23 protein-coding genes are annotated in these 22798 nt (G+C 69.2%); 14 read left to right on the top strand and 9 right to left on the bottom strand.

Going from position 1 to position 22798, the window contains the following annotated elements; all coding sequences use genetic code 11:
* Position 1: 1 nt before the first annotated feature.
* Genes AB0Q90_RS22655 through AB0Q90_RS22640 form a run of 4 tightly spaced genes read right to left on the bottom strand, consistent with a single transcriptional unit; the run spans position 2 to position 3858 of the window.
* Positions 2-967, bottom strand: coding sequence for a type II secretion system F family protein (locus tag AB0Q90_RS22655; protein WP_363159304.1), 966 nt, complete (start codon positions 965-967; stop codon positions 2-4).
* 4 nt (positions 968-971) lie between these two features.
* Positions 972-2279, bottom strand: a complete 1308-nt coding sequence (locus AB0Q90_RS22650; RefSeq protein WP_363159305.1) for an ATPase, T2SS/T4P/T4SS family — start codon at positions 2277-2279, stop codon at positions 972-974.
* Complete coding sequence (locus AB0Q90_RS22645; protein WP_363159306.1) at positions 2276-3112, bottom strand: hypothetical protein; 837 nt, start codon at positions 3110-3112, stop codon at positions 2276-2278. The genes AB0Q90_RS22650 and AB0Q90_RS22645 overlap by 4 nt, the downstream gene beginning before the upstream one ends.
* Before the next feature lie 17 nt (positions 3113-3129).
* Positions 3130-3858 (bottom strand): hypothetical protein, encoded by a 729-nt coding sequence (locus AB0Q90_RS22640; RefSeq protein ID WP_363159307.1) that lies wholly within the window; start codon positions 3856-3858, stop codon positions 3130-3132.
* Positions 3859-4241: 383 nt separating this feature from the next.
* On the opposite strand from AB0Q90_RS22640, the gene AB0Q90_RS22635 reads away from it, so the two are divergent.
* From AB0Q90_RS22635 to AB0Q90_RS22620, 4 genes are all read left to right on the top strand, one after another.
* Positions 4242-5144 (top strand): hypothetical protein, encoded by a 903-nt coding sequence (locus AB0Q90_RS22635; RefSeq protein ID WP_363159308.1) that lies wholly within the window; start codon positions 4242-4244, stop codon positions 5142-5144.
* Positions 5145-5181: 37 nt separating this feature from the next.
* A complete protein-coding gene (locus tag AB0Q90_RS22630; RefSeq protein ID WP_363159309.1) occupies positions 5182-5898 on the top strand; it encodes a hypothetical protein in 717 nt (238 codons plus the stop codon).
* A 94-nt stretch (positions 5899-5992) separates the two neighbouring features.
* The gene (locus AB0Q90_RS22625; protein WP_363159310.1) at positions 5993-8059 is read left to right on the top strand and encodes a hypothetical protein; all 2067 of its coding nucleotides are present in this window, start codon (positions 5993-5995) and stop codon (positions 8057-8059) included.
* Entirely contained in the window at positions 8049-9281 is a 1233-nt protein-coding gene (locus AB0Q90_RS22620) for a hypothetical protein (RefSeq protein WP_363159311.1), read from the top strand. The genes AB0Q90_RS22625 and AB0Q90_RS22620 overlap by 11 nt, the downstream gene beginning before the upstream one ends.
* Here AB0Q90_RS22620 and AB0Q90_RS22615 read toward each other — a convergent pair.
* Genes AB0Q90_RS22615 through AB0Q90_RS22605 form a run of 3 tightly spaced genes read right to left on the bottom strand, consistent with a single transcriptional unit; the run spans position 9271 to position 10242 of the window.
* A complete protein-coding gene (locus AB0Q90_RS22615; RefSeq protein WP_363159312.1) occupies positions 9271-9663 on the bottom strand; it encodes a hypothetical protein in 393 nt (130 codons plus the stop codon). The two genes, AB0Q90_RS22620 and AB0Q90_RS22615, sit on opposite strands and share 11 nt — an antisense overlap.
* Complete coding sequence (locus AB0Q90_RS22610; protein WP_363159313.1) at positions 9660-9941, bottom strand: Arc family DNA-binding protein; 282 nt, start codon at positions 9939-9941, stop codon at positions 9660-9662. The genes AB0Q90_RS22615 and AB0Q90_RS22610 overlap by 4 nt, the downstream gene beginning before the upstream one ends.
* 37 nt (positions 9942-9978) lie before the next feature.
* Positions 9979-10242 (bottom strand): GntR family transcriptional regulator, encoded by a 264-nt coding sequence (locus tag AB0Q90_RS22605; protein WP_363159314.1) that lies wholly within the window; start codon positions 10240-10242, stop codon positions 9979-9981.
* Positions 10243-10404: 162 nt separating this feature from the next.
* On the opposite strand from AB0Q90_RS22605, the gene AB0Q90_RS22600 reads away from it, so the two are divergent.
* From AB0Q90_RS22600 to AB0Q90_RS22560, 9 genes are all read left to right on the top strand, one after another.
* Complete coding sequence (locus AB0Q90_RS22600) at positions 10405-10704, top strand: hypothetical protein (RefSeq protein WP_363159315.1); 300 nt, start codon at positions 10405-10407, stop codon at positions 10702-10704.
* Positions 10701-10979: a hypothetical protein gene (locus AB0Q90_RS22595; protein WP_363159316.1), complete on the top strand. Its 279-nt coding sequence runs from the start codon at positions 10701-10703 to the stop codon at positions 10977-10979. Before AB0Q90_RS22600 ends, AB0Q90_RS22595 begins: the two co-directional genes overlap by 4 nt.
* A 221-nt stretch (positions 10980-11200) precedes the next feature.
* Positions 11201-11857 carry a hypothetical protein gene (locus AB0Q90_RS22590; RefSeq protein ID WP_363159317.1) on the top strand — a complete coding sequence of 219 codons (657 nt, stop codon included), beginning with the start codon at positions 11201-11203 and terminating at the stop codon, positions 11855-11857.
* Positions 11845-12879: a hypothetical protein gene (locus AB0Q90_RS22585; protein WP_363159318.1), complete on the top strand. Its 1035-nt coding sequence runs from the start codon at positions 11845-11847 to the stop codon at positions 12877-12879. Before AB0Q90_RS22590 ends, AB0Q90_RS22585 begins: the two co-directional genes overlap by 13 nt.
* A gap of 54 nt (positions 12880-12933) precedes the next feature.
* Positions 12934-13233 carry a hypothetical protein gene (locus AB0Q90_RS22580; RefSeq protein ID WP_363159319.1) on the top strand — a complete coding sequence of 100 codons (300 nt, stop codon included), beginning with the start codon at positions 12934-12936 and terminating at the stop codon, positions 13231-13233.
* Between the two features lies 1 nt (position 13234).
* Positions 13235-14485: an enoyl-CoA hydratase/isomerase family protein gene (locus AB0Q90_RS22575; RefSeq protein ID WP_363159320.1), complete on the top strand. Its 1251-nt coding sequence runs from the start codon at positions 13235-13237 to the stop codon at positions 14483-14485.
* A gap of 40 nt (positions 14486-14525) precedes the next feature.
* Complete coding sequence (locus AB0Q90_RS22570) at positions 14526-15443, top strand: hypothetical protein (RefSeq protein WP_363159321.1); 918 nt, start codon at positions 14526-14528, stop codon at positions 15441-15443.
* Between the two features lie 41 nt (positions 15444-15484).
* Positions 15485-16216 carry a hypothetical protein gene (locus AB0Q90_RS22565; protein WP_363159322.1) on the top strand — a complete coding sequence of 244 codons (732 nt, stop codon included), beginning with the start codon at positions 15485-15487 and terminating at the stop codon, positions 16214-16216.
* Between the two features lie 11 nt (positions 16217-16227).
* The gene (locus AB0Q90_RS22560; RefSeq protein ID WP_363159323.1) at positions 16228-16818 is read left to right on the top strand and encodes a hypothetical protein; all 591 of its coding nucleotides are present in this window, start codon (positions 16228-16230) and stop codon (positions 16816-16818) included.
* 12 nt (positions 16819-16830) lie between these two features.
* On the opposite strand, the gene AB0Q90_RS22555 is transcribed toward AB0Q90_RS22560, so the two are convergent.
* Both AB0Q90_RS22555 and AB0Q90_RS22550 read right to left on the bottom strand, forming a co-directional pair.
* Positions 16831-17397: a hypothetical protein gene (locus AB0Q90_RS22555; RefSeq protein ID WP_363159442.1), complete on the bottom strand. Its 567-nt coding sequence runs from the start codon at positions 17395-17397 to the stop codon at positions 16831-16833.
* A gap of 105 nt (positions 17398-17502) precedes the next feature.
* Entirely contained in the window at positions 17503-17805 is a 303-nt protein-coding gene (locus tag AB0Q90_RS22550) for a WXG100 family type VII secretion target (RefSeq protein ID WP_363159324.1), read from the bottom strand.
* 344 nt (positions 17806-18149) lie between these two features.
* Between AB0Q90_RS22550 and AB0Q90_RS22545 the strand changes: the two genes are divergently transcribed.
* Positions 18150-22796, top strand: coding sequence for an FtsK/SpoIIIE domain-containing protein (locus tag AB0Q90_RS22545; RefSeq protein WP_363159325.1), 4647 nt, complete (start codon positions 18150-18152; stop codon positions 22794-22796).
* The last annotated feature ends 2 nt before the right edge of the window (positions 22797-22798 follow it).

The raw sequence follows: 22798 nt of genomic DNA, 5'->3' as shown, positions 1-22798 counted from the left end.
TTCACCGTCGGGCCCCCTCGTCCGTGTAGAGCTGGCCTTGTGGCGCCGACGGCGTACGCGGCCGCACGAACTGCACCGACGACTCGTCCCGCACCAGGAACCGCTCCGGCGTCTCGATGGTGGACAGCTTGCGCAGCCACAGGAAGCCGAGCGCGAACAGGCCGCAGACGCAGGCGAGGACGAGCTGGCCGACCGGGTCGCCGTAGGGCTCGACGAACTCGCGGTTGAAGATGGACAGGCCGAGCACGAAGGCCACGGACACCGCCACGACGATCTGCACCGAGCGTCGCGTGGACGCCCGCTGGGCCATCACGCGCTGCCGCATGTCGACCTCTTCGCGGGCCGACTTGGCGAGCGCGCCGAGCACCTGCCTGAGACCGGGGCCGCGCAGCCGGGCGTTGAGGATGAGCGCCGCGACGATGATGTCGGCGGAGGCGTCGTCGATCTCGTCGGCGAGCTGCTGGAGTGCCTCGGGCAGCGGGGTGCGGGCGCGCAGCCGGTCGACGAGTGCGTCGAGGTGCGGCCGCAGGACCGGGGCGGCGGCGCGCGCGGACGCGGGGATGGCCTGCTCCAGGCCGACCGCTCCGGCAATCGTGTCGCGCAGTGACTCCGTCCAGGAGGCGAGGGCCTCGACGCGCTTCATGGCGGCGCGCTCCTCGGCGGCTCCGCCGAAGAGCCGGTCCCAGAAGAACACCAGGATCCCGGCCGCGATGCCGAGCACCGCCCACCGGGTGAGCAGCAGCACGACCAGTCCTACGCCCGCGGCGAGCGACCCGCGCTGACCGGCGAACCGGATCAGCTCGTTCGCCCGCTCGCTGGCCTTCTGCTTCTCGTGCTCGGGCTTGGCGGGCAGTCCGCGTACGGCCATCAGGAGCAGCGCGAGGCCGCCGCCGACGGCGACACCGCAGGCGAGCGCGTACAGGACGGTCGTAGAGAACAGGCCGCCCATGGAGCCGAGTTCACTCATGTGCTCACCCCCACGTTCCGGCGGGCCGGTATCCGTGCGCCATCAGGTCCTCCAGACAGGCGAGCGGCGCGTGCGGCACGACGCGGCCGTCGGGCGCCTCGGCGAAGACCTCGCTGGACAGCACGCGGCCGTCGACGCCGTTGACCTCGCGGATGGAGGTGACCATGCGCTGGAGGCGGCCGCCGCTCTGGTAGTTGTTGCGCCGCTGGATGAAGACGACGAAGTTCACCGCGCCCGCGATCAGCATCTGGCTGGCCTCGATGGGCAGTCGCTCGTTCGCCTGCAGCGCGTAGGTGGAAATACGGTTGAAGACCTCGCTGGAGCTGTTGGCGTGGATCGTGGACAGCGAGCCGTCGTTGCCCTGCGACATCGCGTTGAGCATGGTCACGATCTCGTCGCCGAGTACCTCACCGACGATGACGCGGGAGGGGTTCATACGCAGCGACCGGCGCACCAGCTCCGCCATGGAGATCATGCCCTGCCCCTCGGAGTTGGGCAGCCGCTCCTCGAACGCCACCACGTTGGGGTGGAGTTCGGGGAACTGGTCGAGCCCGAGCTCCAGGGCGCGCTCGACGGTGATGAGCCGCTCGTGCCCCGGGATCTCGTTGGCGAGGGCCCGGAGCAGCGTGGTCTTACCGGCGTTGGTGGCGCCCGCGATCATGATGTTCTTGCGGGCGCGTACCGCGCAGGCGAGGAAGTGGCCGACCTCGGGGGTCAGCGTGCCGTTGCCGACGAGGTCGGAGATGAAGACCTTGCCCATGCGCGCACGGCGGATGGACAGGGCGGGCCGCCGGGCGACGTCCATGACGGCCGACAGACGCGAACCGTCCGGCAGCCGCAGGTCGAGCTGCGGGTTGGCCGAGTCGAAGGGCCGGGACGAAAGCCCGGAGTAGGCGCCGAGGACCTGGATGAGCTCGATGAGCTCTTCGTCGGTCTCGGCGACGGGATCACCTTTTACTTCCCGTCCATCGCTGTACCCGACGAAGACCTGATCGCACCCGTTGATGTCGATGTTCTCGACCTCGGGATTGTCGAGCAGCGGCTGAAGGCGGCCGACTCCGAACAGCGCGGCGTGCACGGCGGCCGCGTACTGCTCCTCGGTCTCCGCGTCCAGCGGCGTACGCCCGGCGTTGATCTCGGTCCGGGCGTACTCCTCCAATATCTGCGCGATGACGGCACGGGCGTACTGCCGCTCGTCCTCGCTGGACATCGGGGTGACACCGCTGACCTGGTCCAGGCGGCGCTGCTCGGCAATGCGGTCACCGGCCTCCTGCCGGAACCGCTTGACCAGCTGATGGTCGACAGCGCTCATCGAGCCGCGCCGCCGTTCATCTGCGCCTGGTGGGCCCATGCGGCGCCGTACTGCTGGTAGATGTCGGCGGACACCTTGCGGGCCGAGCGGATCAGCAGCGACTTGTCGAGGCGTCCGCGCTTGCGGCCGGCCAGCTGGTCGGCGCCGGCCGGGTCCTCGGCGATGGTGCCCACGACGCGGGCGCCGGTCTGGGCGTGCACGAGCATGTCGTTGACCTGCCCCGCGATCTTGCCGGCGCTGTTCGGGTCGGCGATCAGCACGACCCCGATCAGCGGGGTGGCAAGGCTCGCGGCGCCGCGCGGGCCGCCGTGCAGCTTGGTGGACAGGGCGGCGGCACGGTCCCGGACGCGGGCGATGGCCTCCGGCTCGGTACGGCTGACCAGCAACACGAGCGCGGCATGCGGGAACAGTTCCACCGCCGGGGTGTCCCCGCTGATGCGGCCGCAGTCGGCGATGACGTCGGCGGGCGCGTTCGGGGAGTCGGCGAGCGTGGAGAAGGCGTGCCCGAGCGTGGGCCACAGCCCGGCGAGCCCGGCGGCCTGCTCGGCCATCCCGAGCCCGACGAGGACTTCGAGCCCGCCGCTCAACGGCTGGACGTGGTCCCACAGTTGATCGGGTACGAGTCCACGGCGCGCGGTGGCGGCTATGGACAGCATGCCGGTGTTCGGGTTGAGCGGCCCGCCGTGCGCGGCGGCACTGCGGTAGACGAGGTCGCCGCCCGCCGGGTCCGTCTCGGCGAGCAGGACCCGGCGCGGCCAGACCGCCGAGAGGGCGACGGCCGCGGTGGTGACGCCGGGGGAACCCTTGTCGGCGGCGAGAGCGATGAGCGCCATGGGGTGGGTGCCGCCTTCTAGTTGCTGCCGGGGACGAGCACGAGCGCCACTTCGCCGTTGGAGGCTGCCTGGGCGAGGGGCGCGGCTTCGTCGGCGTCCACGGTCAGGGTGACGGCGAGGTTGGTGCTGCCGACGAGGTCGTCGCCGTTGCCGCTCGGCACGGAGGTGACGGTGGCCTGGTCGACGATGAGGCTGTTGCTGCCGCCGGCGGAGGAGGAGCCGCTGTTGTCGGAGTCGTCGGAGCCGGAGCCGGCGGTGGTGCCCACGCGGTAGGCGGCGACGGTCTGGCCGACTTCAAGGCCGGTGGGGTACTGACCGGCCTTGAGGGAGAGGCCTACGGTTGCCTTGCCTTCGGTGACGCCCATCTTCTCGGTGAACATGTCGCCGATGACGACGGTGCCCTTGTAGATGGTGGACTTGGCCTTGAGCGTCTTGAGCGTCTCCAGCTGGTCCCACGTGACGTAGTTGATGCTGTCGTCCTTGGCGACCAGTACGGACGCGACGTTGTCGCCCACCGACTCGCCGGCCCGGATGTCGCTCGTCACCTTGACGACCTCCTCCCGGTCACCGGCCTGGAGCACGAGCATCGTCGCGCCCAGCGCACCGAGCAGGATGAGCAGCACCGCCAGCGCGGCCAGCGCCGGTTTGCGCTCGCGAGGAGGGGTAGGAAGCCGGTCGCCGACCGACGGCTGAGCCGGAGCCGCGGAACGTCCTGCGCCCGCCCCCGTACGCTCTTGGATCTTCACGCAACCGCTCCCCGTACACCCAAGAAATTGTCTGCCGAATTCTCTGCAATTCCGGACACTTCACCCGTTCTTCGCGTCTTGCGCGGATAACCAGAGGCTGGGCGAGTGTCAAGCCAAAGCACCGTATCAGCCGCTCATAAGCCCCTCAAGGCGCGTCCGGTCCCGTGGGGATCGGTAGCTGGACTGTTACTCACCTGCAACTGGAGTCGCTGGACACCCAGTTGTGAACAGACCCGGAAGTCGCACCGTTCTGTGCGAGCGCGAATCATTCATCACGCGCCGGCCATGAGGTCTGCACGATTCGCTCACGAGGGCGCCGGACGGCCATGACATGATCCTTGGTCGCCGAAAGACGCAGGACTACCAGAGGGACGGCTGCTGCCATGGGGGATACGACAACTGGCCTGCTCCCCATCAGCGGAGCGACGCTCGCGACGGATGCCCGTGCACTGGCCGCGGTCCAGGCGATCGGCGCGCGGCACGGGGTGGACTACACGGACGACGCGACGGTGACCGCCCTGTTCGCGGAGCGCCGGCGGGCGATCGAGGCGACGCAGCACAACTGGCGCGGCTGGGTCGGTGTCCTGGTGCTGACGGCGGGCCTGATCCTGCCGATGGTGTCGGTGGAGCTGCCCGAGCGCAGCGCGAACCTGGGCTTCCTCGTCACCGGTCCGATCCTGGTCGTGGCCGCGGCCCTGATCACGGCGGCGTGGAAGCACTGGAAGCGCGAACTCACCCACCCGACCCTCACCGGCTACCGCGAGGTCCTCGGCGTGGCCCGGGCGCACGGCCTGCCGCTGACGCATGTACCGGCGTGGCTGGAGGGCCGTTCGTCGACCGGGGGCGGGAAGGGGTGGGCGCCGATACCGACGTATCCGGGCGTGGCACCGCAGCCCGAGGCGATGCAGCCCGAGGCGGCGCAGCCCGTGACACCGCAGTCCGAGGCGGGGCCGACCGCCGTACCCCCGAAACCCGCCGCGGTCACCCGGTACGAGGAGATGGCCGAAGCGGGCGGCTGGCACGACGAGACGGGCTGTCTGCTCCTGTTCGCCGGACTGATCGGCGCGGGCTGGGCCTGGTCGAACGACGCCCCGCTCGGCTACTTCCTCCTCGCCCTCGTCCCCCTCGCGATCGTGGTCTGGGTGGCGGGCAGCCGCCAGGGCGACGAGAAGCGGGAGCTGCGGGCGGAGGCGCTGGCGTACGTCCGGGCGGTCACGGAGGCACAGGCGGCCGGGGCGCGGGTGCCGGAGCTGTCACGCGTGCTGAAGAAGCTGCTGGACGAGTAGAGAACAACCCACAATCCCCCCACCGCAAGGAGCCCCCATGAAGCGCGCCGCGCTCGCCGCCGCCTCCGCACTCTCCCTGACCGCCGTACTGACCGCCTGCGCGGGTGACAGCGACACGGACGCGAAGCCGTCACCCTCGTCGTCGTCCTCCGCGCAGGCCAGGCAGATGAGCCCGGCGGAGCGGCTGGCGAAGGTGATGGTCACCGACGCCGACCTCGACGGCGATGCGGTGCAGGAGCTCGAATCCGAGTTCGTCTTCGCCAAGTCCCAGGACGAGGTGACCCTCGACAAGCCGGTCTGCGCGCCCTTGGCCTACGCGATGAACCAGCTCCCGCTCGGCGACCCGGAGGCCGACCTCGCCCGCTACACCTCGGGGGCCGAGGGGGCGGCGACGTACATCGCTCTCGCGGCGTACGGCACGGAAGGCGGCGCGTCGTCCGCCATGGCCGGCCTGTCGAAGGCGATCGACTCCTGCGGCGGCGGTTTCACGGCGAAGGCCAACGGCAACGCCAGCGCGTACGACTCGGTCGCCGCCGAGAAGGCCACGGCGGCGGGCGGCGACGAGACGCTCGCCTTCGAGTCCACGATGACGTTCCAGGGCACCACCCACGTCCTCCACATCCAGGCCGTCCGCACCGCCGACCTGATCGCCGTCTACTTCGCGGTGAACGGCAGGGCCATCGCGGAGGCGCGACCCAGCGACGCCGAGTTGGCGGAGAAGGCGGTACGGGCGCAGAACGAGAAGCTGGGCTGAGCGTGGTTCACGCCAATGGGTGAAGCGGCGGCATAGGCCAGACCACCCCCACACGCGGTTTCGCACCAGCGAACCCCTCAGTAGAGTGCCGCAAGTGATTGCAGTCGACGGGGTACGGGGGATGGCGGCAGTGCGCGCGCTCAAGACACCGCAAGGAACGCGACGTCGGCCGAACGGCCCCGCCGCATGGGCGCTCTTGCTGCTCTGCGCCCTGTTCGCGGCCTTTGCCGCAGCGACCCCGGCCGGCGCGGCCGCCGACACCCAGGCCGCCTACCTGGCCGAGCGCCTCCGCGAGAACCCGGTCTACGTCACCGACCAACTCCCGCGCGAGGTACCGAAGTCCATGACGCGGGATTTCGCGAGGGTGGCGAAGGGGGCGGACGTACCGACGTACGTCCTCGTCCTGCCCTCCGCGGCCGCCGGCGGCGAGGCCCTGCTCGGCGCGGTCCACGACCGCCTCGGCAGGGACGGCCTGTACGTGCTGCTCGACGAGTCGTCGGTCTCGGCGGCCACGGCGTACGGGGTGACCGCCCCGGCCGAGGACGCCGTCACCGCCACCTTCTACGAACTCCCCTACGACGCAGGCCCGTTGCGCAGCTTCGAGCGCTTCGTGGAGGTCGTCTCGCAGGGCGGCGCGAAGGCCGCGGCGCGTGCGGAGGCGGCGCGCGAGAAGTACGGCGAGGGCGACGAGCCCGCCGAGATGTACATCGGCCCGAGCGACCGCGAGAACCAGTCCCTGCTGACGGGGATGCTGCTGACCGGCGTACCGCTGTCGATCCTGCTGCTGGTTCCGTACGTACGGCGGTGGCGGCGCCGGCTGCCGGGCGCGCGCCGGAAGCAGAAGCAGCCCAAGGCGGGTTGGCCGGTCTGGGCAATCGCCCTGGCCTCCGCGGTAGCGGTGGGCGTGACCGCAGGCGCCGTCTTCGACCAGACGACGTCGAGCGCCTCCCCGCCACCCCGGGCGATCGACATGGAGGCCCGTATCGACCGGGTCGCGCAGGGCCTCGCCAAGAACCCGGTCTACGCGGATCCGGAGAGCCCCCGGGTCCTGTCCGCGGCGCAGATGACGGAACTATCCGACCGCGCCCGCAAGTTCGAGGAGTCGAAGGGCGGCGGCCCGGTGTTCATGGCCGTCGTCCCGCAGATGTGGGAGGACGAGTCCCAGGCGGACGAGGAGGTGTTCGCGTACGCGCTCCACGACAAGGTGGGCGAAGACGGCGTGTACATCGTGGCCGACCCGCTGGACGGCTACATCAACGTCTTCAACCACGGCCTCGCCCTGGACACTTACAGCCTCCTCTTCGACCTCCCCGAGTCCATCACGTACGGCGACGACAAGGCGGACGAGGCCGACGACCACCTTCTGGGCGAACGCCTCGACGCCCTGATGACCCTCCTCGACAAGACCGACCGCACGGACGAGCCGACCACGCCCGGCGACCCGTACCCGACGACGAACCCGGCCACCGAGGACGATCTGCCGCCGCTCTTCACGGGGGACTTCTGGCCGGGCCTGTTCATGGGCACGCTGGCAGCAGGGCTGGTGCTCGGCCTGGCGGCGGCCGCCCTCGGCATCGTCCTCAGGCTGCTGAGGCGCCGCCGTCCGGAACCCCCGGCGACGGAAACACTGCCCGACGTGTCGCCGACGGAACCTTCACAGTCGTACCTCCGCAACACCGCGCGCACCGAACTCCGGGCGCTGATGGCCGACTTCGACCCTGAGACCCGTAGCGGCGACAGGCGCCCCGGCGACTGCCTGGACGCCGCACTGCTCCTGCTGGACGGCGACCCGGGCCGCGTCGACGACGCCACCGCGAGCGACCTGGTCGCGGTCACCGTACTGGCCCGTGCGGGTCGCGCCGCCGCGGCGGGCAAGTCGTACAACCGCTGCTGCGCGGTCAACCCGCTGCACGGCCCGGCCGTCAACCGCCACCACCTGCGGACGACCGCCGAAGGCCGCCAAAGGCGCCTGCTCCACGTCTGCGCCCGCTGCCTCGACACGGCGATCGCCGCCCCGCGCACCGTCCACACGCTGGTACTGACCCTGCCGACCACCGACGGGCGGGTGCCGTACGAGGAGGCGGACGAGCTGCTGACCGCAGTCCCCGAGGGGATCCGCCGGCTGATCGAGAAGGTGAAGGAGAGGACGCATGTCGCGTAGCCGCCGCGTACTCGTAGCCGCGCTGACGGCGGCACTGCTCCTGCCCGTGCCCGCGGCGGCAGCGGACTCCCCCAGCCCCGGCGAACGTATCGCCGGCGCCCTGCGGGCATCCCCGGTGTACGTCGACGACTCGTACGCCGAGGCCGTACCGCCGCCGAAACAGCGGCAGTTGGCGCGGCAGATCTCCGCAACCGGCCTGCCCATCAAGGTGGTCCTGACCCCCCTCACCAAGGGCGACTCCTTCGACGGCGAGGCGGACACCCTGGCCGCGGTCGTCCGCGACCGCCTCCCCCAACGGGAGCTGATCCTGATCACGACGGACGGCACCTTCACCGACTCCCTCAACGGCTACGAATGGCCCGCCGACACCCACCAGACCAGCGACGCGGTGGCCGCGGCGGGCTTCCTCGACGAGACGAGGAACGCAGGCCTGGCGGACCTGACGGCGAAGGCCGTGGAGCTGGTGGCGGAGGGTGACGGGACGGCGGTCTACGAGGAGGCGATGGACGACCTGAGCTCGCCGCGCAGCACACCGGCGCCGGCACCGACGGACACGGCAAGCTCATGGCCGACGTGGGCGACGGCGGCGGCAGCGGCGCTCGCCGTATCCGCTTTGGCCGCCTTCCTCCTCGTACGCCACCGCCGTAGAACCCCCCGCCTCCCCCGGGTCTTCGCAACGGCCCGCGCCGCGGACGAGACAGCACTGCGCCAACGGGCGTCGGCGGAGGCAGTGGCACTGGGCGAGGCCGCCCAGGCGGCGGACGCGACGACGACGCCGGGTCTGCAGCGGGCCCTGGACGCGTACGCGGCGGCGGGTACGGTCCTGGACGCGGCCCGCGGTGTCCCGGACCTGGCGGGGGTGCTGGCCTTGGTGACGGAGGGCGAAGACGCCCTGCGGGACACCCCGTCCCCCCTCCCCCTCTGCTTCTTCAACCCCCTCCACGGCCGCGCGATCCGCCGCACGACCTGGCGCCCACTGGGCCGCCGCGACCGCGCCCAGGTAGCCGTCTGCACCCTGTGCGCTGCCGCCCTCCACACCCGCCGCGCCCCAGAGGTCCTGACGGACGCCACCCCGACCGGAACCCTGGTCCCGTACTTCGAGGTGCCGGTGGAGCGAAGCGTGTGGGCGGCGACGGGGTACGGGTCGCTGCTGCGGGGCGGGGAGACGCTGGCGGGGCGGGTGGCTCGGGGGGACTTTACGCGGAGCGCACTCAGCGATTGAGGTCCATCACTCCGACACCAAGCCCCCGATACGCCTCCGGCGCGACCGTGGCCACCAACGCCCCCTCGGGCAGCATCAGATTCGGCCGCGCGGCGTGCACGGCGGCCGCGACACCGAAAGCGGTACCGCCCCGGCACAACTCGGCGATGGTGACGGCCATCGCGTAGTCGTCGTCGACGACGCGGAGGACGTCGACCAGAACGCCGACGTGCTCCACAATCCCCGCACGTTCACGCTCGGCTTCCAACAGACACAGGACAGGCACCCACACCCGGACGTCGTCACTGTCCGCCGCGGCGTGGATGAGTCCGGAGACCTGCTTGTTGCCCCCCATCGCCAGAAGCGTCGGCGCGTCGAGGACGAAGTGTTCGATCTGGCTCAACCGGACGACTCCGTCTCAGCGAGGGCGGCCCGGTGGGCAGCCGTGGCCTCACGCATCCTGCGCCGCATCTCGGCGGACTCCTCGTCCGTCACGTAATGCCCGAACCGCTCGGCCAGCAGGTCACGGGTCCGCTCGGCCCGCGCCCTGATCTGTTCGGGCGTGAGCGTCTGTGCCGCTATCTCCTGCATCAGGGCCCGGAGACTGGTCCCGCGCGCCTCGGCAACGGCGGCGAGCTGGTCGCGGACCTCGGCGGGGACGCGGATCATTACGTCGGCCATGGCGCGAGTATACGTTGCGTATACGCCCTACAGCCTTCTACGCCTGACCCTCGCCGCCTGCGGGCGAGTCGACCTGAGGGGCGGCGACGAACGAGCCCATCCCGCGAGTGGTGATGATGAGCCCCTCTTCACGCAGGGCGGCAGTGGCCTTGCGGACGGTCACACGAGAAACGCTGAACTCCTGCTCCAGCTTCACTTCAGAGATGAGTCCACGCACGGGGTACTCGCCACTGGCAATCCTCGCCCGAACCACCTCGGCGATCTGCTGCCACTTGGGCCTTGTGGGGTCGAATTCGAACACACCCGAACTGTACGTAGGGGCATAGCTGCATGCATAGCAGCCCCTTTAATAGCCTAGGTATAGACAGGTATGCACAGTTAGCCCTACGGTGTAACACCAAAAGACCCCCGCGACCGCTGGAACGGCCCGGGGGCGTGGCCAACGCTTCGAAGGAGCGTCGACATGCTGGACCTTATCGTCCGCACCCTCGCGTGGATGCTGAGCATCTGCGCCCCAAACCCCCGGGGCCGCCACCGCCTGGGAACACCCCCGCCCCTGCGCTTCACCCCCACCCCGCCTCCGCCCCGCTTCACGGAACTCCTCGACGGCAACGCATCCCGCCTCGTACGCCCCTACGTCCTCGACCCCACCGAACACCGCCGCCAACGCGAACGCCGCCGAGCCGCGTACTTGGCGACGCTCGGCATCGACGTAGGCCCGACCCACATCCACGGCGTACGAGTCCCGGCGGCCACCCGATGACCCGCCCCGCTGTACGGATGTGCGCCCGCTGCGAGCGCACCACGGAGGAACCGGTCCTGGTCCACGAGGTCCACGCCCCGTCGGGCCCCGGCTTCAACGTCTACGCGTGCCCCGAGTGTGCGGTGCACTACCCGCCGATGACGGACGCGTTGGAACTCCTGGACTCCCTGCAGCGCCGCTCGCGGCTAGCGGTGTCCGAGGACCGCACGCCACCGACGCCGCACTCCTCGGCAAAACCGCCGTGCGACAGCCCGAGGCGCACGACACCTCGATAGCGAAACGAAATCCCCACACCACGGCAGCCCCGGATGCGGCATGCGACGCACCCGGGGCTGCCGCCCCATTGGGCCACAATCCAGCCACTGAGACTCTCGCCTCAGACCCCATACGCCCGGAATTGCCCACGTTCTTGGGGAAGTTCGCTGTGGCGAAACAGGGAATCCCACCGATACCGTTTGGACTCTTGACTGCACTCATGTCTCACGGGGAGTCCACTGTGAAGCGCCGCACATTGCCCACCGCTGCCGCGCTCGCCGCCGCCGCAGCCCTTCTGCTGACGGCCTGCGGCGGCGAGGACGAGAAGTCCGGCGACAACGACAAGATCGCGGGAGCCGATACGGGCGGTGAGGCGACGTCGGCGTCGCCGAGCGCGAGTGCCTCCGGGCCCACCGACAGGCCCAAGATCACCTTCCCTGAGGGTGTGGAGAACGAGTTCGAGAACTGGAAGACGGGTGACGCGGTCAAGGACGCTGTGCTGTCCGACGTGACCCAGACGGTGAACGCGGTCGACGACGCCATCCTCCAAGGGGACGCCGACTCGGCGACCGTTGCGTACTACCGCCAGGGCAAGGCTCTCGTGAGCGCTCAGCAGTGGATCCAGGCGTGGCTGGACGAGGACCTCACGTGGACGGGCGTGACCCGTTACTTCGACCCGAACGTCAAGGTCGCCGACGAGGACACGGCCGCGGTCACCTACTGCGCCGACGAGAGCAAGGCGTACAACAAGGACCGCAAGACCGGCAAGGTGGACAAGTCCCCTTCCGATGAGAGCCCGTACGTCACCTACAGCACCCAGCTGAAGAAGAACAGCAAGGGCGTCTGGCAGACCACTGAGGTGCTGTCGAAGCGGGGGGACCAGACATGCGCGTCCTGACTCGCGGGGGAGTCACCGGAATCGCACTCGTCATAGCTCTCGGGACGTTCACCGGGGTCGCGGAGGCCAAGGGCCCCGGTGCATCCGAGTCCGAGATCAGCACGGGCGGCGACAGGTCCGGCACCACTCTCACCTCCAAGATCACCTACACGGGCAGCACCAGGGGCAGCGGCGACAGCGGCTCGGGCCAGGTAACCCCCGTGGGCGACTGGACCCCACCCGCCTGCTGGTACGAACCGCGCAGCGCGCAGGAGTTCGCGAAGTACGTCGAGGACATGTACGACTCGACGGTCAACATGCCCGGCCAGCACAGCTACGCGAAGGCCTCCGTCGGCATGTTCCGGGACGAGTACAAGGACGGGACGTACAAGAACTACAACCTGGACCAGAAGGACGAGGGCAACTGGTGGGTCGCCGTCCGTGACGAGGACCGCTGGATGGAGCCCGAGGCTCAACTTTGCGACCAGGACCCGTTCTGGGTCGAGAACGGAGATGCTCCGCCGGTCGAGAACGCCGTCACTCCAGAGGTTCTCGCCGAACTCGCCTACAACCGCATCCAGTTGCCGACCACCGAAGTGACGCTGGCCCCCGAGGCCACCACCAAGGTCAATCTCCCCACCTGGGCCTGGCTGGACAAGGCCCGGTTCAAGGAGGTCTCGGTGACCGCCTCACTCGACGTGGGCGGCCTCAACATCCAGGCCACCACCACCGCCAAGCCCGTCTCCCTCAAGCTCGAACCCGGCACGGCGGACGCCGAGACCTACCCCGCCTCCGGCGAGTGCGCCATCAATGACGACGGCTCCATCGGCGAGCCGTACGCCAAGGGCAAGGCAGACCAGACCCCGCCCTGCGGTCTCAAGTACCTCCGCTCCTCCGGCGACGGCACCTTCAACCTCCAGGCCACCGTCACCTGGGAAATCACCTGGACCGGCACCGGCGGCGCCGGCGGCGACCTCCCCAACGGCACCTTCGGCAACGACCAGGCCGTCACCGTCCAGGAAATCCAGGCCATCAACCGCTGAGCAACAGCGAAGGGACCGGGCTGGATCAGCCCGGTCCCCACGGAGAGACGTGACATGAGTGACCTGCGCCTCGAAGACACGATCTTCGAGCACCTCAAGAAGACCTTCTCCTCCATAAGCGACCGCATGGAGGACGCCCGCCGCGACCTGAAGGGCGCCGATGCCACGGCCGTGGGCGAGAGCAAGCTCGTCGAGGACGTACAGGACTTCGCCGACGAGTGGGGCTACGGCATCAAGCAGCTCGGCAAGCACACGCAGGGTGCCGTCAAGATGATCAACAAGATCGGCGAGACGTTCGACGGGCTCGACCTGGAGCTGGCCCAGTCGCTCAAGGCGAAGAAGAAGGGCAAGTGACGTGGCTGGTCAGCGGCCGTCCTTTCCTCACATAGGTTGGGACCCCACCCCGGGAAGCGTCGAGGACACCCGGGAACTGGCGAAGCGGCTCGGCAAACTCGCCAGCGAACTCGGCACAGCCGTCGGCGAGTTGGAACGGATCGAGTGCGGCGCCTGGAAGGGCAAGACAGCGCTCGCCTTCACCGAGTACATCGGCCAGGACGTCACTCCGCTCATCCGCAAGAGCCACGAGTCCTTCGACAAGGCGTCCCGCGCACTGCACCGCTGGGCACGCGAACTCCAGGACTTCCAGGACGAGGCGGACCGGCTGGAGAAGAGCGCCGGGGACAAGCTCGACGACAGGGAAAAGGCCGAGGCAAAGGCCGGCGACAAGGGCAGCAAGGAACTCGGCGAAGCCTCCAGCGCGGTCAACGGCGTCATCCAGAAGGTCCACGACCTTGAGGAACGCTACAAGCAGGCCGCCGGCCACATCAGCAAGGAGCTGGACAAGGCCGCCGACATCGCCCCCGACGAGCCCGGCTTCTGGGACAAGCTCGGCAAGGGCATAGCGGACGCCTGGGACGCCACCGGCGACTGGCTGAAGGAGCACGCCGATCTGATCAAGATGATCGGCGACGTGCTCAGCAACATCACCGCGGTGCTGGGAATGCTGGCCATCGCCACCCTCCCGTTCCCGCCCCTCGCCGCCATCTTCGGCACAGCCGCACTCATCGGCAGCGGCCTCTCCCTGGCCGCCCACGGCATCGCCATGGCGGCCGGAGCGGACGTGAGCTGGATGACGCTCGGGCTTGATGCGCTCGGCCTGATGCCGGGCATCGGAATGTTCGGCAAGGGGGCCAAGGTCTTCTCCCAGAACGCGGCGAAGGCCGGAGAAATGGCAGAGAACACCGCCAAGCTCCTCGGAAAGGGATTTCAGACCACAAACCTGGGAAGGTCGCGTGTTCTACTCGCCTTCGGTGAGGCGTCACAGGGCCTCAGAAATGGATTCGGCAAAGCTGGCCTGGTAAGGATCGGCGGCTTCTCCGACAATGTGTACGAGATCTCACACGCGACCAGCGGATTGGCCTCCCGCATGGGCGGCCTGGTCAATGCTGGATACAAAGAGGGCCAATGGCTCGGAACCAGGGGAATCAACACATTCTTCAAGGGGAACATCGATCCCATCAGTGGCATGGGCAGGGCCATCGACGGCGGCCTGAAGATTGCACCCAAGATCCTGACGCCTATTGGTTCCGCTGTCTTCGGTGACTAGTGGGCGCATCGGAGCGCCGTATGAGGAAGGGCGTACCGCAATGAACATCTGGCAGCCGGATCCTGGAGAGGCGCTGCTTGCCCGCATTCCCGTCTCCTTCGCCACCGGCGCCGCCATGCGGGTCAGAGGAATGCGATGGTTCCGCGACACTGAGCGCAACGACATCCAGCACGAGCTTCAGGGCTGGCCCGACGGTCCTTCCTTCACGGCCCGTTCGACGGGCGCCGCGGCCGGCCGGAGTGCCGTCAAGGGCGCAGCCTTGACGGCAGGCGTAGCCTTCATGGCCTTCCTCAGCGCGTTCGGGGGCAACGTCACTGGAGGCGGTGGGGGCGGCGAGTCCGGTTCCGACACTCCGGACGCCCCGGCAGACGAGGTGGAGGACTTTCCCGTCATGTGGGCCGCGCCGGGCTCCCTCGCCCGCACCCTGCCCTGGCAGCTGGATCCCGCCCGCCGTGACGAGAAGCGCTACACCACTCACCTGATCGTCACCGACCGGAGGCTGGTCATCGTCGGCCTTCCGTACGACAAGAAGGATCTGGATCTCATCGAGGACACAGTGCTCTGGCAGTGTGCCCGCGCTGATGTGGCCCGCCTCGAACCCAGGAACTTCAAGGACGGCAACGACTTCACACTCGTCTTCGCGGACGGTTCGTGGTGTCGACTCGCCAGTTTCAAGCGGAGCCGGCTGACCCGATACCTGGCGCCGCCACGGGACCTGATCCCACTGAGGTCCTTGACTTCGCAACAGCGGAAGACGGTTTCGGACTATGCCGCGGAATTGCAGATGCCGGGCTCCGTCTCCCCGATCATCACCCGTAATCCGACTGGTCGATTTCGAGTTGAGATCCTCCTCCCAAGGAGGTACAGCTCTGCTTTTGGGGCCTCTGAGGAGGTCATCACCATGGACTCCGACGGGAAGAAGGTCAGCTTCAGCGACTACCTTCCCGAGGACTTCTGACGCGCTCCAGTACCTACTCCGCCGGAATGGCCTTCACTTCAATGACATCCCCCTCCGGTTCCAACACCCCTCTCCCCCAACCCCCCACCGACCCTCCCCCCATCTGGTTCCTCGCCCCCGAGGGCTTCTTCGCTCTCCCCCTCGCGGCCACCGCCGAGGAACGGACCGAGCTGGCGGATTCGTTCGTCCGTGAGCTCTACTCCCGTGGCGACGAGTCCATCTGGGGCCCGGCCGCGCCGTACTACTCGGCGATTGCCGAACTCATGGCGGACACGGGTGTGTCCTATGCCGCCATGGGCCTGTTCTCCACGTCCGAGGAGGAGCACACGCCGGACGGCGACGTCGCCAGGCACGACCTGTCCGACGGTGCCGCCCAGTGCGTCTTCACCCTGGCCGCCGTACCCACGGACCACGCGGCAGAGGACACGGACGTGGTGGCTCAAGGCATCCTCGCCACCCTCAGCAACGACCCGTTGAACGACGTCCGTTGGCTGGATCTGTCGTGCGGCCCGGCGGTCGCATGCGCGACCTGGCGGGAGTTCAAGGTCAATCCGGAGGTGGCGGCGGACGGCGAGGAGAAGGAGCTCGTCACGGCCCAGCTTCAGGTTCACGTCCCGTTCCCGACGGGTCCTTACACCGCCGTCTTCACACTCTTCACGGCGGCCGTGGATTACTGGGTCAAGTTCTGCGAACTGATGGAAGCCATCCTCCAGACGGTCTCCTTCGTGGACCCGGTCGAGGCCTTGGCCGGGGAGACGGACGACGAGGAGTGACGGAGCCACCCATGATCTTCTTCGAAACCGAAGCCGACCCCACCCGCTGGTTCCCCCTCCCCCTCCACTGGACGGAGGAGGACCAGGACGAGATGGTCAAGTGGTCCGTGATGTGCGCGGAGATCGTCTACCAGCGCCACAAGACCTGGTGGCGCCGCCCCAAACGCCTCACCCTCGCCGACCGCTTCCTTCAGCTGGCCGAGGCCCACCCCGTCCCGAACGTGCCGGCGGACCAGGCCTTCCTCTTCTGCGACGACCCGCGCCGTATCCCACAGCCCTTCTACGCCCTTGCCGCCCAGTCGGAGGGCGAGAACCGCGAGGCCGGGCTCCGTACGATCGTTCAGGCCACGGATGAGAATCCCGTCCGCCCGCCCGACGTCACGGAGTTCCACTCCGATCGCCTGGGACGCGGGCTGCGCTGCATCCGGTATTTCGGGAGCGAGTCCGACCTCAACGCCTCCCTCAACTACGGCTGGTGGTCCGAGGAGCATGAGGTCTACGCGTCCGTACGCACCGTCTCGACGGAAGTCGAATGGCTCACCGCCAACCTCGACGTCTTCGACGACTTCGCCCGCAGCATTTGGCTCAATCCGAACCCATAGGCCCGCGGACCGCTACCGCATTCGCTCCCGCGCCGCCCGGCTCTTCCCCTTGCCCTTCTTGCGAAGGTTACGCATCCGTGTCCGCTCCCGCGCCGCACGCTTCTCGGCCACCGCATCGTCGATACGGAGCAGGAGCCATCCCGTCAGGACTGCGGTGATCACGTAGGCAAGGAGGGCGCTGCCCGTGCCGGGGATGTAGGCGCATCTCGGCCCGGACGAATGGCAGTTCTTGCCGGGAAGGGAACTGAACAGATTGAAGAGCGGGCCGAAGGCGCCCACCCAGCAGACACCGCTCCCCACGGCGCGCAGTGCACGCTGCACGCCCGTCCGGTCCGGCGCCGTGAACAGGAACCACAGGCCGCCGAGCCCTCCGAGGACGGAGACCAGTCCGAGAACACCCCCGGCCGCCCAGGATCCCCCGGGAAGGTCTACAAGCGTCGGCGCCGTGGCACGCGCGAACCTCTTCCACAGCCCGAGGACCAGCAAGATGACGGCTACGAAGGCGGCTCCGACCAGGACAGCACCGGCCAGCCCAAAGCCGTCCCGCGCCCGGAACTTGTTCCCTGAGCGCTCTTCCATCAAGCCGTTCCCCCAGTGGGCGGCCTCACCCTGCCGCTCATCCGGCCTCCTCGGCCGCAGACGCCATGGGGCGACGCGAAAACGCCGCCCCACCGCACCAGGAACTCACTTACCCCGAGCCTGCTTGGCCAGCTCGTCATCAATCTGCTCGAACTTGTCCGCCGCCATGGTCAGGTAGTCCCCCATGCCGTCCAGACCGTCCAGCGTGTCCTTCGAACCCTGGACGAACTCCGTGAAGTTCTCGTCGAAGGCCTTGGAGGAGCTCTTGGTGACGTAGCCCGACTCGACCAGGTTGTTGATGTACTTCTTCAGGCCGTCGAGCTTCTCCTGGAGGCGCTCCTTCTCCTTCACGACATGCTTGGCAGCGTCCCGCATGTCCTGATATGTGATGTCAAGGTCCTTGGCCATGAAGCCGCTCCCTATCCAAAACGCCGCAGGGCCAACCCCCGTGGCTCCCTGTTTGCGGTCCGACAGTGACCGGCCGGCGTCGACCCGCGTACAACTCGCGTGTGACAGCCGGTGTGATGGTCCGCTCTTGAGGCAGCAGCTTACGGGTGTGGCCTGAGTCGTCACATCCCGGCTTTGTGAACAAGCCGTCATGACCCCGTCACAAGACCGTGTGCGCGTCGTTGCCATCGGGAAGACGGGAGGGCGACCCGCTGTCGCCGTCCCTCCCCCAGCGGATATCGTCGCTTCCTACTGTGGCCAGCGTTGCGGAAGCGGTCACAGGGGCAGCGGGGAGGACAAGAGACGTGCGCCTGACTCTGACCGTCGTCGACCCGTTCGGCGGGGGCACAGCCGACGTCGTGCTCGATGCCGATCCTGAGTCCACCATGGGGGACATCGCCGCCGAGCTCGCCAAACAGGTCGGGCACAGCGGCGCTCAGGTCATTCCCCTCGGGCAGCAGGCTCCGGCCAACAACGCGCCCCTCCTCTATGTCGACGGATACGCCGTCGATCCCGCCGCCACCGTCCTGAACTCGCCGATCCGCGAGGGCGCCGTCGTCAGTCTCCAGGACCCCTCCGGCTGTCTGCCCGGCGAGCCGACCGGGCTCGTCGAGCTGCGGATCGTCGGCGGGCCCACGGCCGGGTATGTGCACCGGCTCGGCGTCGGCCGCTACGACATCGGCAGCGGGCCCGCCAGTTACGTCCGTATCGACGACCCCGAGCTCGACGCCCGCGCCCTCACCCTCTCCGTCGCCACCGACGGCACCTGCCGGTTCCTCGTCCACGGGGACAAGGAGGCGGCCACCCTCGACGGCACCTCCATCGAGGACATCCTCAACCCCAAGGACGACAAGGACACCGGCAAAAAGGGCAAGCGCAAGAAGAAGGACGACAGCGACAGTCCTGCCGAGGAGCCCAAGGACAAAGACATCTGGCCCCTCGGCGGTCAGATCGCCCTCGGCAACTCCCTCATCGAGCTCGCCCGTTACTCCCCTCCCAACGCCGCCCTGAAGTGGTCCGAGGACGGCATCGGCCTCGACTACAACCGGCCCCCGCGACTGCGGCCCCCGGAGCGGCAGACCCGGTTCCGGCTGCCCTCCCCGCCCCGTGAGTACGAGGCCCGGCCGCTGCCGTGGCTCATGGCGCTCACCCCGCTCGTGGGTGCGGTCGTGTCCGTGCTGATCTTCCAGCGCTGGTACTACCTGATCATGGCGGCGCTCAGCCCGTTCCTGCTCTTCGCGAACTACTACAACGACAAGAAGCACGGCCGGAAGTCGCACGCGAAGCAGGTCAAGGAGTACGAGGAGCAGAAGGCGCGGATCGAGCAGGACGCGCAGGACGCCCTCGTCGCCGAGCGGAACGACCGGCGGCAGGCCATTCCCGATCCGGCGACCGTGCTCAGCCTCGGTACCGGGCCTCGCACCCGGCTCTGGGAGCGGCGGCGCAACGACCGGGACCATCTCCTCCTCCGCGTCGGCACCGGGCAGTTGCCGTCCGAGGTCGTGCTCGACGACCCCGAGCAGGACGACCACAAGCGTGAGGTCACCTGGACCATCGAGGACGCGCCCGTCGCGCTGAACCTGCGCGGGCTCGGTGTCATCGGTATGGCCGGGCCCGGGGATTCGGCTCGTGCCATGGGGCGTTGGGCCGTGGCCCAGTTCGCCGCCCTGCACAGTCCCATGGACGTGCAGTTCTACGTCCTGTCGGAGAACTCGGCGCAGGACAGCTGGGACTGGATGCGCTGGCTGCCGCACGCCAAGCCGTCCGGCGGGCAGGACGTCAACGTCCTGATAGGCACCGACGCCGAGACCGTCGGCGCCCGGATCGGCGAGCTGACGCAGATCCTCGACGCGCGCAAGAAGGCCGCCGAGCAGAACCGCAGCCAGGGCGGCACCGGCTTCAGCGACCCGGACATCGTCGTCGTATGGGACGGGTCGCGGCGGCTGCGGTCGCTGCCGGGTGTCGTGCGGCTGCTGCGCGAGGGGCCGGCCGTGGCCATGTACGCGCTGTGCCTCGACGCCGAGGAGCGGTTCCTGCCGGGCGAGTGCCAGGCGTTCGTCGTGGCGGAGGCCAAGTACGAGGAGCGGCAGCAGGAGAGCTACCAACAGGCCCAGCCGGCCGGTGGTTTCCCGTCCTTCCAGGCCTGGCACCAGAGCGCTCCCGAGCCCGGTGGGCCCGGCGCCCAGCAGCCCGACAAGTTGCGGCTGCGTGTGGAGGAGGCGGGCGCCGAGCGGCGCAAGGACGTGCGGCCCGACTTCGTGTCCGCGGCCTGGTGTCTGCGGCTCGCCCGGTCCATGTCCTCCCTGCGGGACATCAGCGGGGAGACGGAGGACTCGGCCCTGCCGGGTGCGAGTCGGCTGCTCGATGTGCTTCAGCTGGAGCCGCCGACCGACGACGCCATCGTCGCGCGGTGGCGGATGGGCGGGCAGTCCACGCTGGCCGTCATCGGTGAGTCGTACGACGGGCCCTTCGGCATCGACATCCGCAAGGACGGGCCGCACGGACTTATCGCCGGTACCACCGGTTCCGGTAAGTCCGAGCTGCTGCAGACCATCGTGGCGGCGCTGGCCGTGGCCAACACGCCCGAGAACATGACCTTCGTGCTCGTCGACTACAAGGGCGGCGCGGCGTTCAAGGACTGTGTCCATCTGCCGCACACCGTCGGCATGGTGACCGACCTCGACGCCCATCTCGTGGAGCGGGCACTCGAATCGCTGGGCGCCGAGCTGCATCGGCGTGAGCACATCCTCGCCGCCGCCGATGCCAAGGACATCGAGGACTACCAGGACCTCGTGCGGCGGGATCCCTCGCACAAGCCCGTGCCCCGACTCCTCATCGTCATCGACGAGTTCGCCTCGATGGTGCGCGATCTGCCCGACTTCGTCACGGGGCTTGTCAATATCGCCCAGCGTGGCCGTTCCCTCGGTATCCACCTCCTCCTCGCCACGCAGCGGCCCTCCGGTGTCGTGTCGCCCGAGATCCGCGCCAACACCAACCTCCGTATCGCGCTGCGGGTGACCGACGGCGGCGAGTCGTCCGACGTCATCGACTCCCCCGAGGCCGGGCACATCTCCAAGAGCACGCCGGGGCGGGCGTACGTCCGGCTCGGGCACGCTTCCCTGGTTCCGTTCCAGTCGGGCCGGGTCGGTGGCCGGCGGCCCGGCGCCGCGGACCCCGCGGTTCTGATGCCATGGGTGTCGCCGCTGAGCTGGGAGGATCTGGGGCGGGCCGCGCTGGCCAAGCCGAAGGCGGAGTCGCGCGAGGACGAGGAGATCACCGACCTCAAGGTGCTCGTCGACGAGATCCGCAGCGCCAATCAGTCGCTGGGGATCCCGCCGCAGCACAGTCCCTGGCTGCCCGCCCTCGACGAGACGCTGCTGCTCGACGAGGTTCCGGCACCGGCCTTCACACCGGCCCCCGGCAAGCTGGCGCCCGCGGTGTACGGCGTCGAGGACCTGCCCGCGCTGCAGGCCCGCCGCCCGGTCGCCGTGGACTTCGCGAGCTTCGGGCATCTGATGATCGGCGGTGCGCCGCGCAGCGGCCGTTCGCAGGTGCTGCGGACCATCGCGGGTTCCCTCGCCCGTACGCACTCCGTGGCCGATGTGCATCTGTACGGCATCGACTGCGGCAACGGCGCGCTCAACGCGCTGACCCGGCTGCCGCACTGCGGTGCGGTCGTCAGCCGTAACCAGACCGAGCGGGTGGTCCGGCTGGTCAACCGGCTCAAGGGCGAAATGGACCGCCGCCAGGGCGTGTTGGCGGACAAGGGCTTCGCCGACATCGGCGAGCAGCGGGCCGCGGTCGCCGAGGACGAGCGGCTGCCGCACATCGTGGTGCTGCTGGACCGCTGGGAGGGCTGGGTGCCCACCCTCGGCGAGGTCGACCACGGCGCGCTGACCGACGAGTTGCAGACGATGATGCGGGAGGGTGCCTCCGTCGGCATCCACCTCGTCCTCACCGGTGACCGGACGCTCCTGGTGGGCCGTATCGCCACCCTCACCGAGGACAAGTACGGGCTGCGCCTGGCCGACCGCAGCGACTTCTCCACGCTCGGCATCCCGGCGCGCAAGGTGCCCGAGGAGATCCCGCCGGGCCGTGCCTTCAAGAACGAGGCCGGTACGGAGACGCAGTTCGCGCTGCTCGCCGAGGACACCACCGGTCAGGGCCAGGCGGCGGCGCTGGCGGCGATCGGCGAGGCGGCGACCGCGCGCGACGCCGAAGTGCCGCGCGCCAAGCGGCCGTTCCGGGTGGACAGCCTGCCCAGCCGGATCTCCTTCCCCGAGGCGTGGGAGCTGCGCGACCCGGACGTGTCCGGCTCCAAGCTGTACGCGCTGGCCGGCATCGGCGGCGACGAGATCGTCGGCTTCGGCCCGGACCTCGCGCAGGGCGTGCCGTCGTTCGTCATCGCGGGCCCGGCCAAGTCGGGCCGCTCGACGGTGCTGATGAACTTCGCGCAGTCGTTCCTGAAGCAGGGCGCGCGGCTCGTGGTCGCCGCCCCGCGCCAGTCGCCGGTCCGCCAACTGGACGGCGTGGAAGGCGTTCTGAAGGTCTTCACCGGTGACGACATCGACGAGGACGAGTTCGAGGAACTGATCGACGGCGCCGAGCCGTCCGTCGAGAATCCCGTCGTGGTCCTGATCGACGACGGCGAGATCCTTGAGGACTGCGACGCCGAGAGCCAGATGAAGAAGATCATCTCGCGTGGCGCCGAGCGTGGGCTCGCGCTCGTCATCGCCGGTGACGAGGAGGACGTGTGCAGCGGCTTCTCCGGCTGGCAGGTCGACGCCAAGAAGGCCCGCCGCGGCATCCTGCTCTCCCCGCAGGAGTCCTCCAGCGGCGACCTGATCGGCTTCCGGATCAACCGCGGCATGGTCGGCGGCCCGGCGGTGCCGGGCAAGGGCATGCTGCACCTGGGCGACGGCGAGCTGCGGACGGTGGTCGTCCCCGGGTGACG

This window comes from Streptomyces sp. NPDC079141, assembly GCF_040686775.1.
Taxonomy (GTDB): Bacteria; Actinomycetota; Actinomycetes; order Streptomycetales; family Streptomycetaceae; genus Streptomyces.
Note: the sequence above shows the minus strand (reverse complement) of the source record. Positions and strands in the feature narration are given on the sequence as shown.

Coding starts and splice junctions, on each gene's coding strand:
- AB0Q90_RS22610 (WP_363159313.1), bottom strand. CDS start 9,941: ATGGCCGACGTAATGATCCGCGTCCCCGCCGAGGTCCGCGACCAGCTC.
- AB0Q90_RS22600 (WP_363159315.1), top strand. CDS start 10,405: ATGCTGGACCTTATCGTCCGCACCCTCGCGTGGATGCTGAGCATCTGC.
- AB0Q90_RS22620 (WP_363159311.1), top strand. CDS start 8,049: ATGTCGCGTAGCCGCCGCGTACTCGTAGCCGCGCTGACGGCGGCACTG.
- AB0Q90_RS22560 (WP_363159323.1), top strand. CDS start 16,228: ATGATCTTCTTCGAAACCGAAGCCGACCCCACCCGCTGGTTCCCCCTC.
- AB0Q90_RS22585 (WP_363159318.1), top strand. CDS start 11,845: ATGCGCGTCCTGACTCGCGGGGGAGTCACCGGAATCGCACTCGTCATA.
- AB0Q90_RS22580 (WP_363159319.1), top strand. CDS start 12,934: ATGAGTGACCTGCGCCTCGAAGACACGATCTTCGAGCACCTCAAGAAG.
- AB0Q90_RS22570 (WP_363159321.1), top strand. CDS start 14,526: ATGAACATCTGGCAGCCGGATCCTGGAGAGGCGCTGCTTGCCCGCATT.
- AB0Q90_RS22565 (WP_363159322.1), top strand. CDS start 15,485: ATGACATCCCCCTCCGGTTCCAACACCCCTCTCCCCCAACCCCCCACC.
- AB0Q90_RS22655 (WP_363159304.1), bottom strand. CDS start 967: ATGAGTGAACTCGGCTCCATGGGCGGCCTGTTCTCTACGACCGTCCTG.
- AB0Q90_RS22630 (WP_363159309.1), top strand. CDS start 5,182: ATGAAGCGCGCCGCGCTCGCCGCCGCCTCCGCACTCTCCCTGACCGCC.
- AB0Q90_RS22550 (WP_363159324.1), bottom strand. CDS start 17,805: ATGGCCAAGGACCTTGACATCACATATCAGGACATGCGGGACGCTGCC.
- AB0Q90_RS22650 (WP_363159305.1), bottom strand. CDS start 2,279: ATGAGCGCTGTCGACCATCAGCTGGTCAAGCGGTTCCGGCAGGAGGCC.
- AB0Q90_RS22595 (WP_363159316.1), top strand. CDS start 10,701: ATGACCCGCCCCGCTGTACGGATGTGCGCCCGCTGCGAGCGCACCACG.
- AB0Q90_RS22555 (WP_363159442.1), bottom strand. CDS start 17,397: ATGGAAGAGCGCTCAGGGAACAAGTTCCGGGCGCGGGACGGCTTTGGG.
- AB0Q90_RS22635 (WP_363159308.1), top strand. CDS start 4,242: ATGGGGGATACGACAACTGGCCTGCTCCCCATCAGCGGAGCGACGCTC.
- AB0Q90_RS22645 (WP_363159306.1), bottom strand. CDS start 3,112: ATGGCGCTCATCGCTCTCGCCGCCGACAAGGGTTCCCCCGGCGTCACC.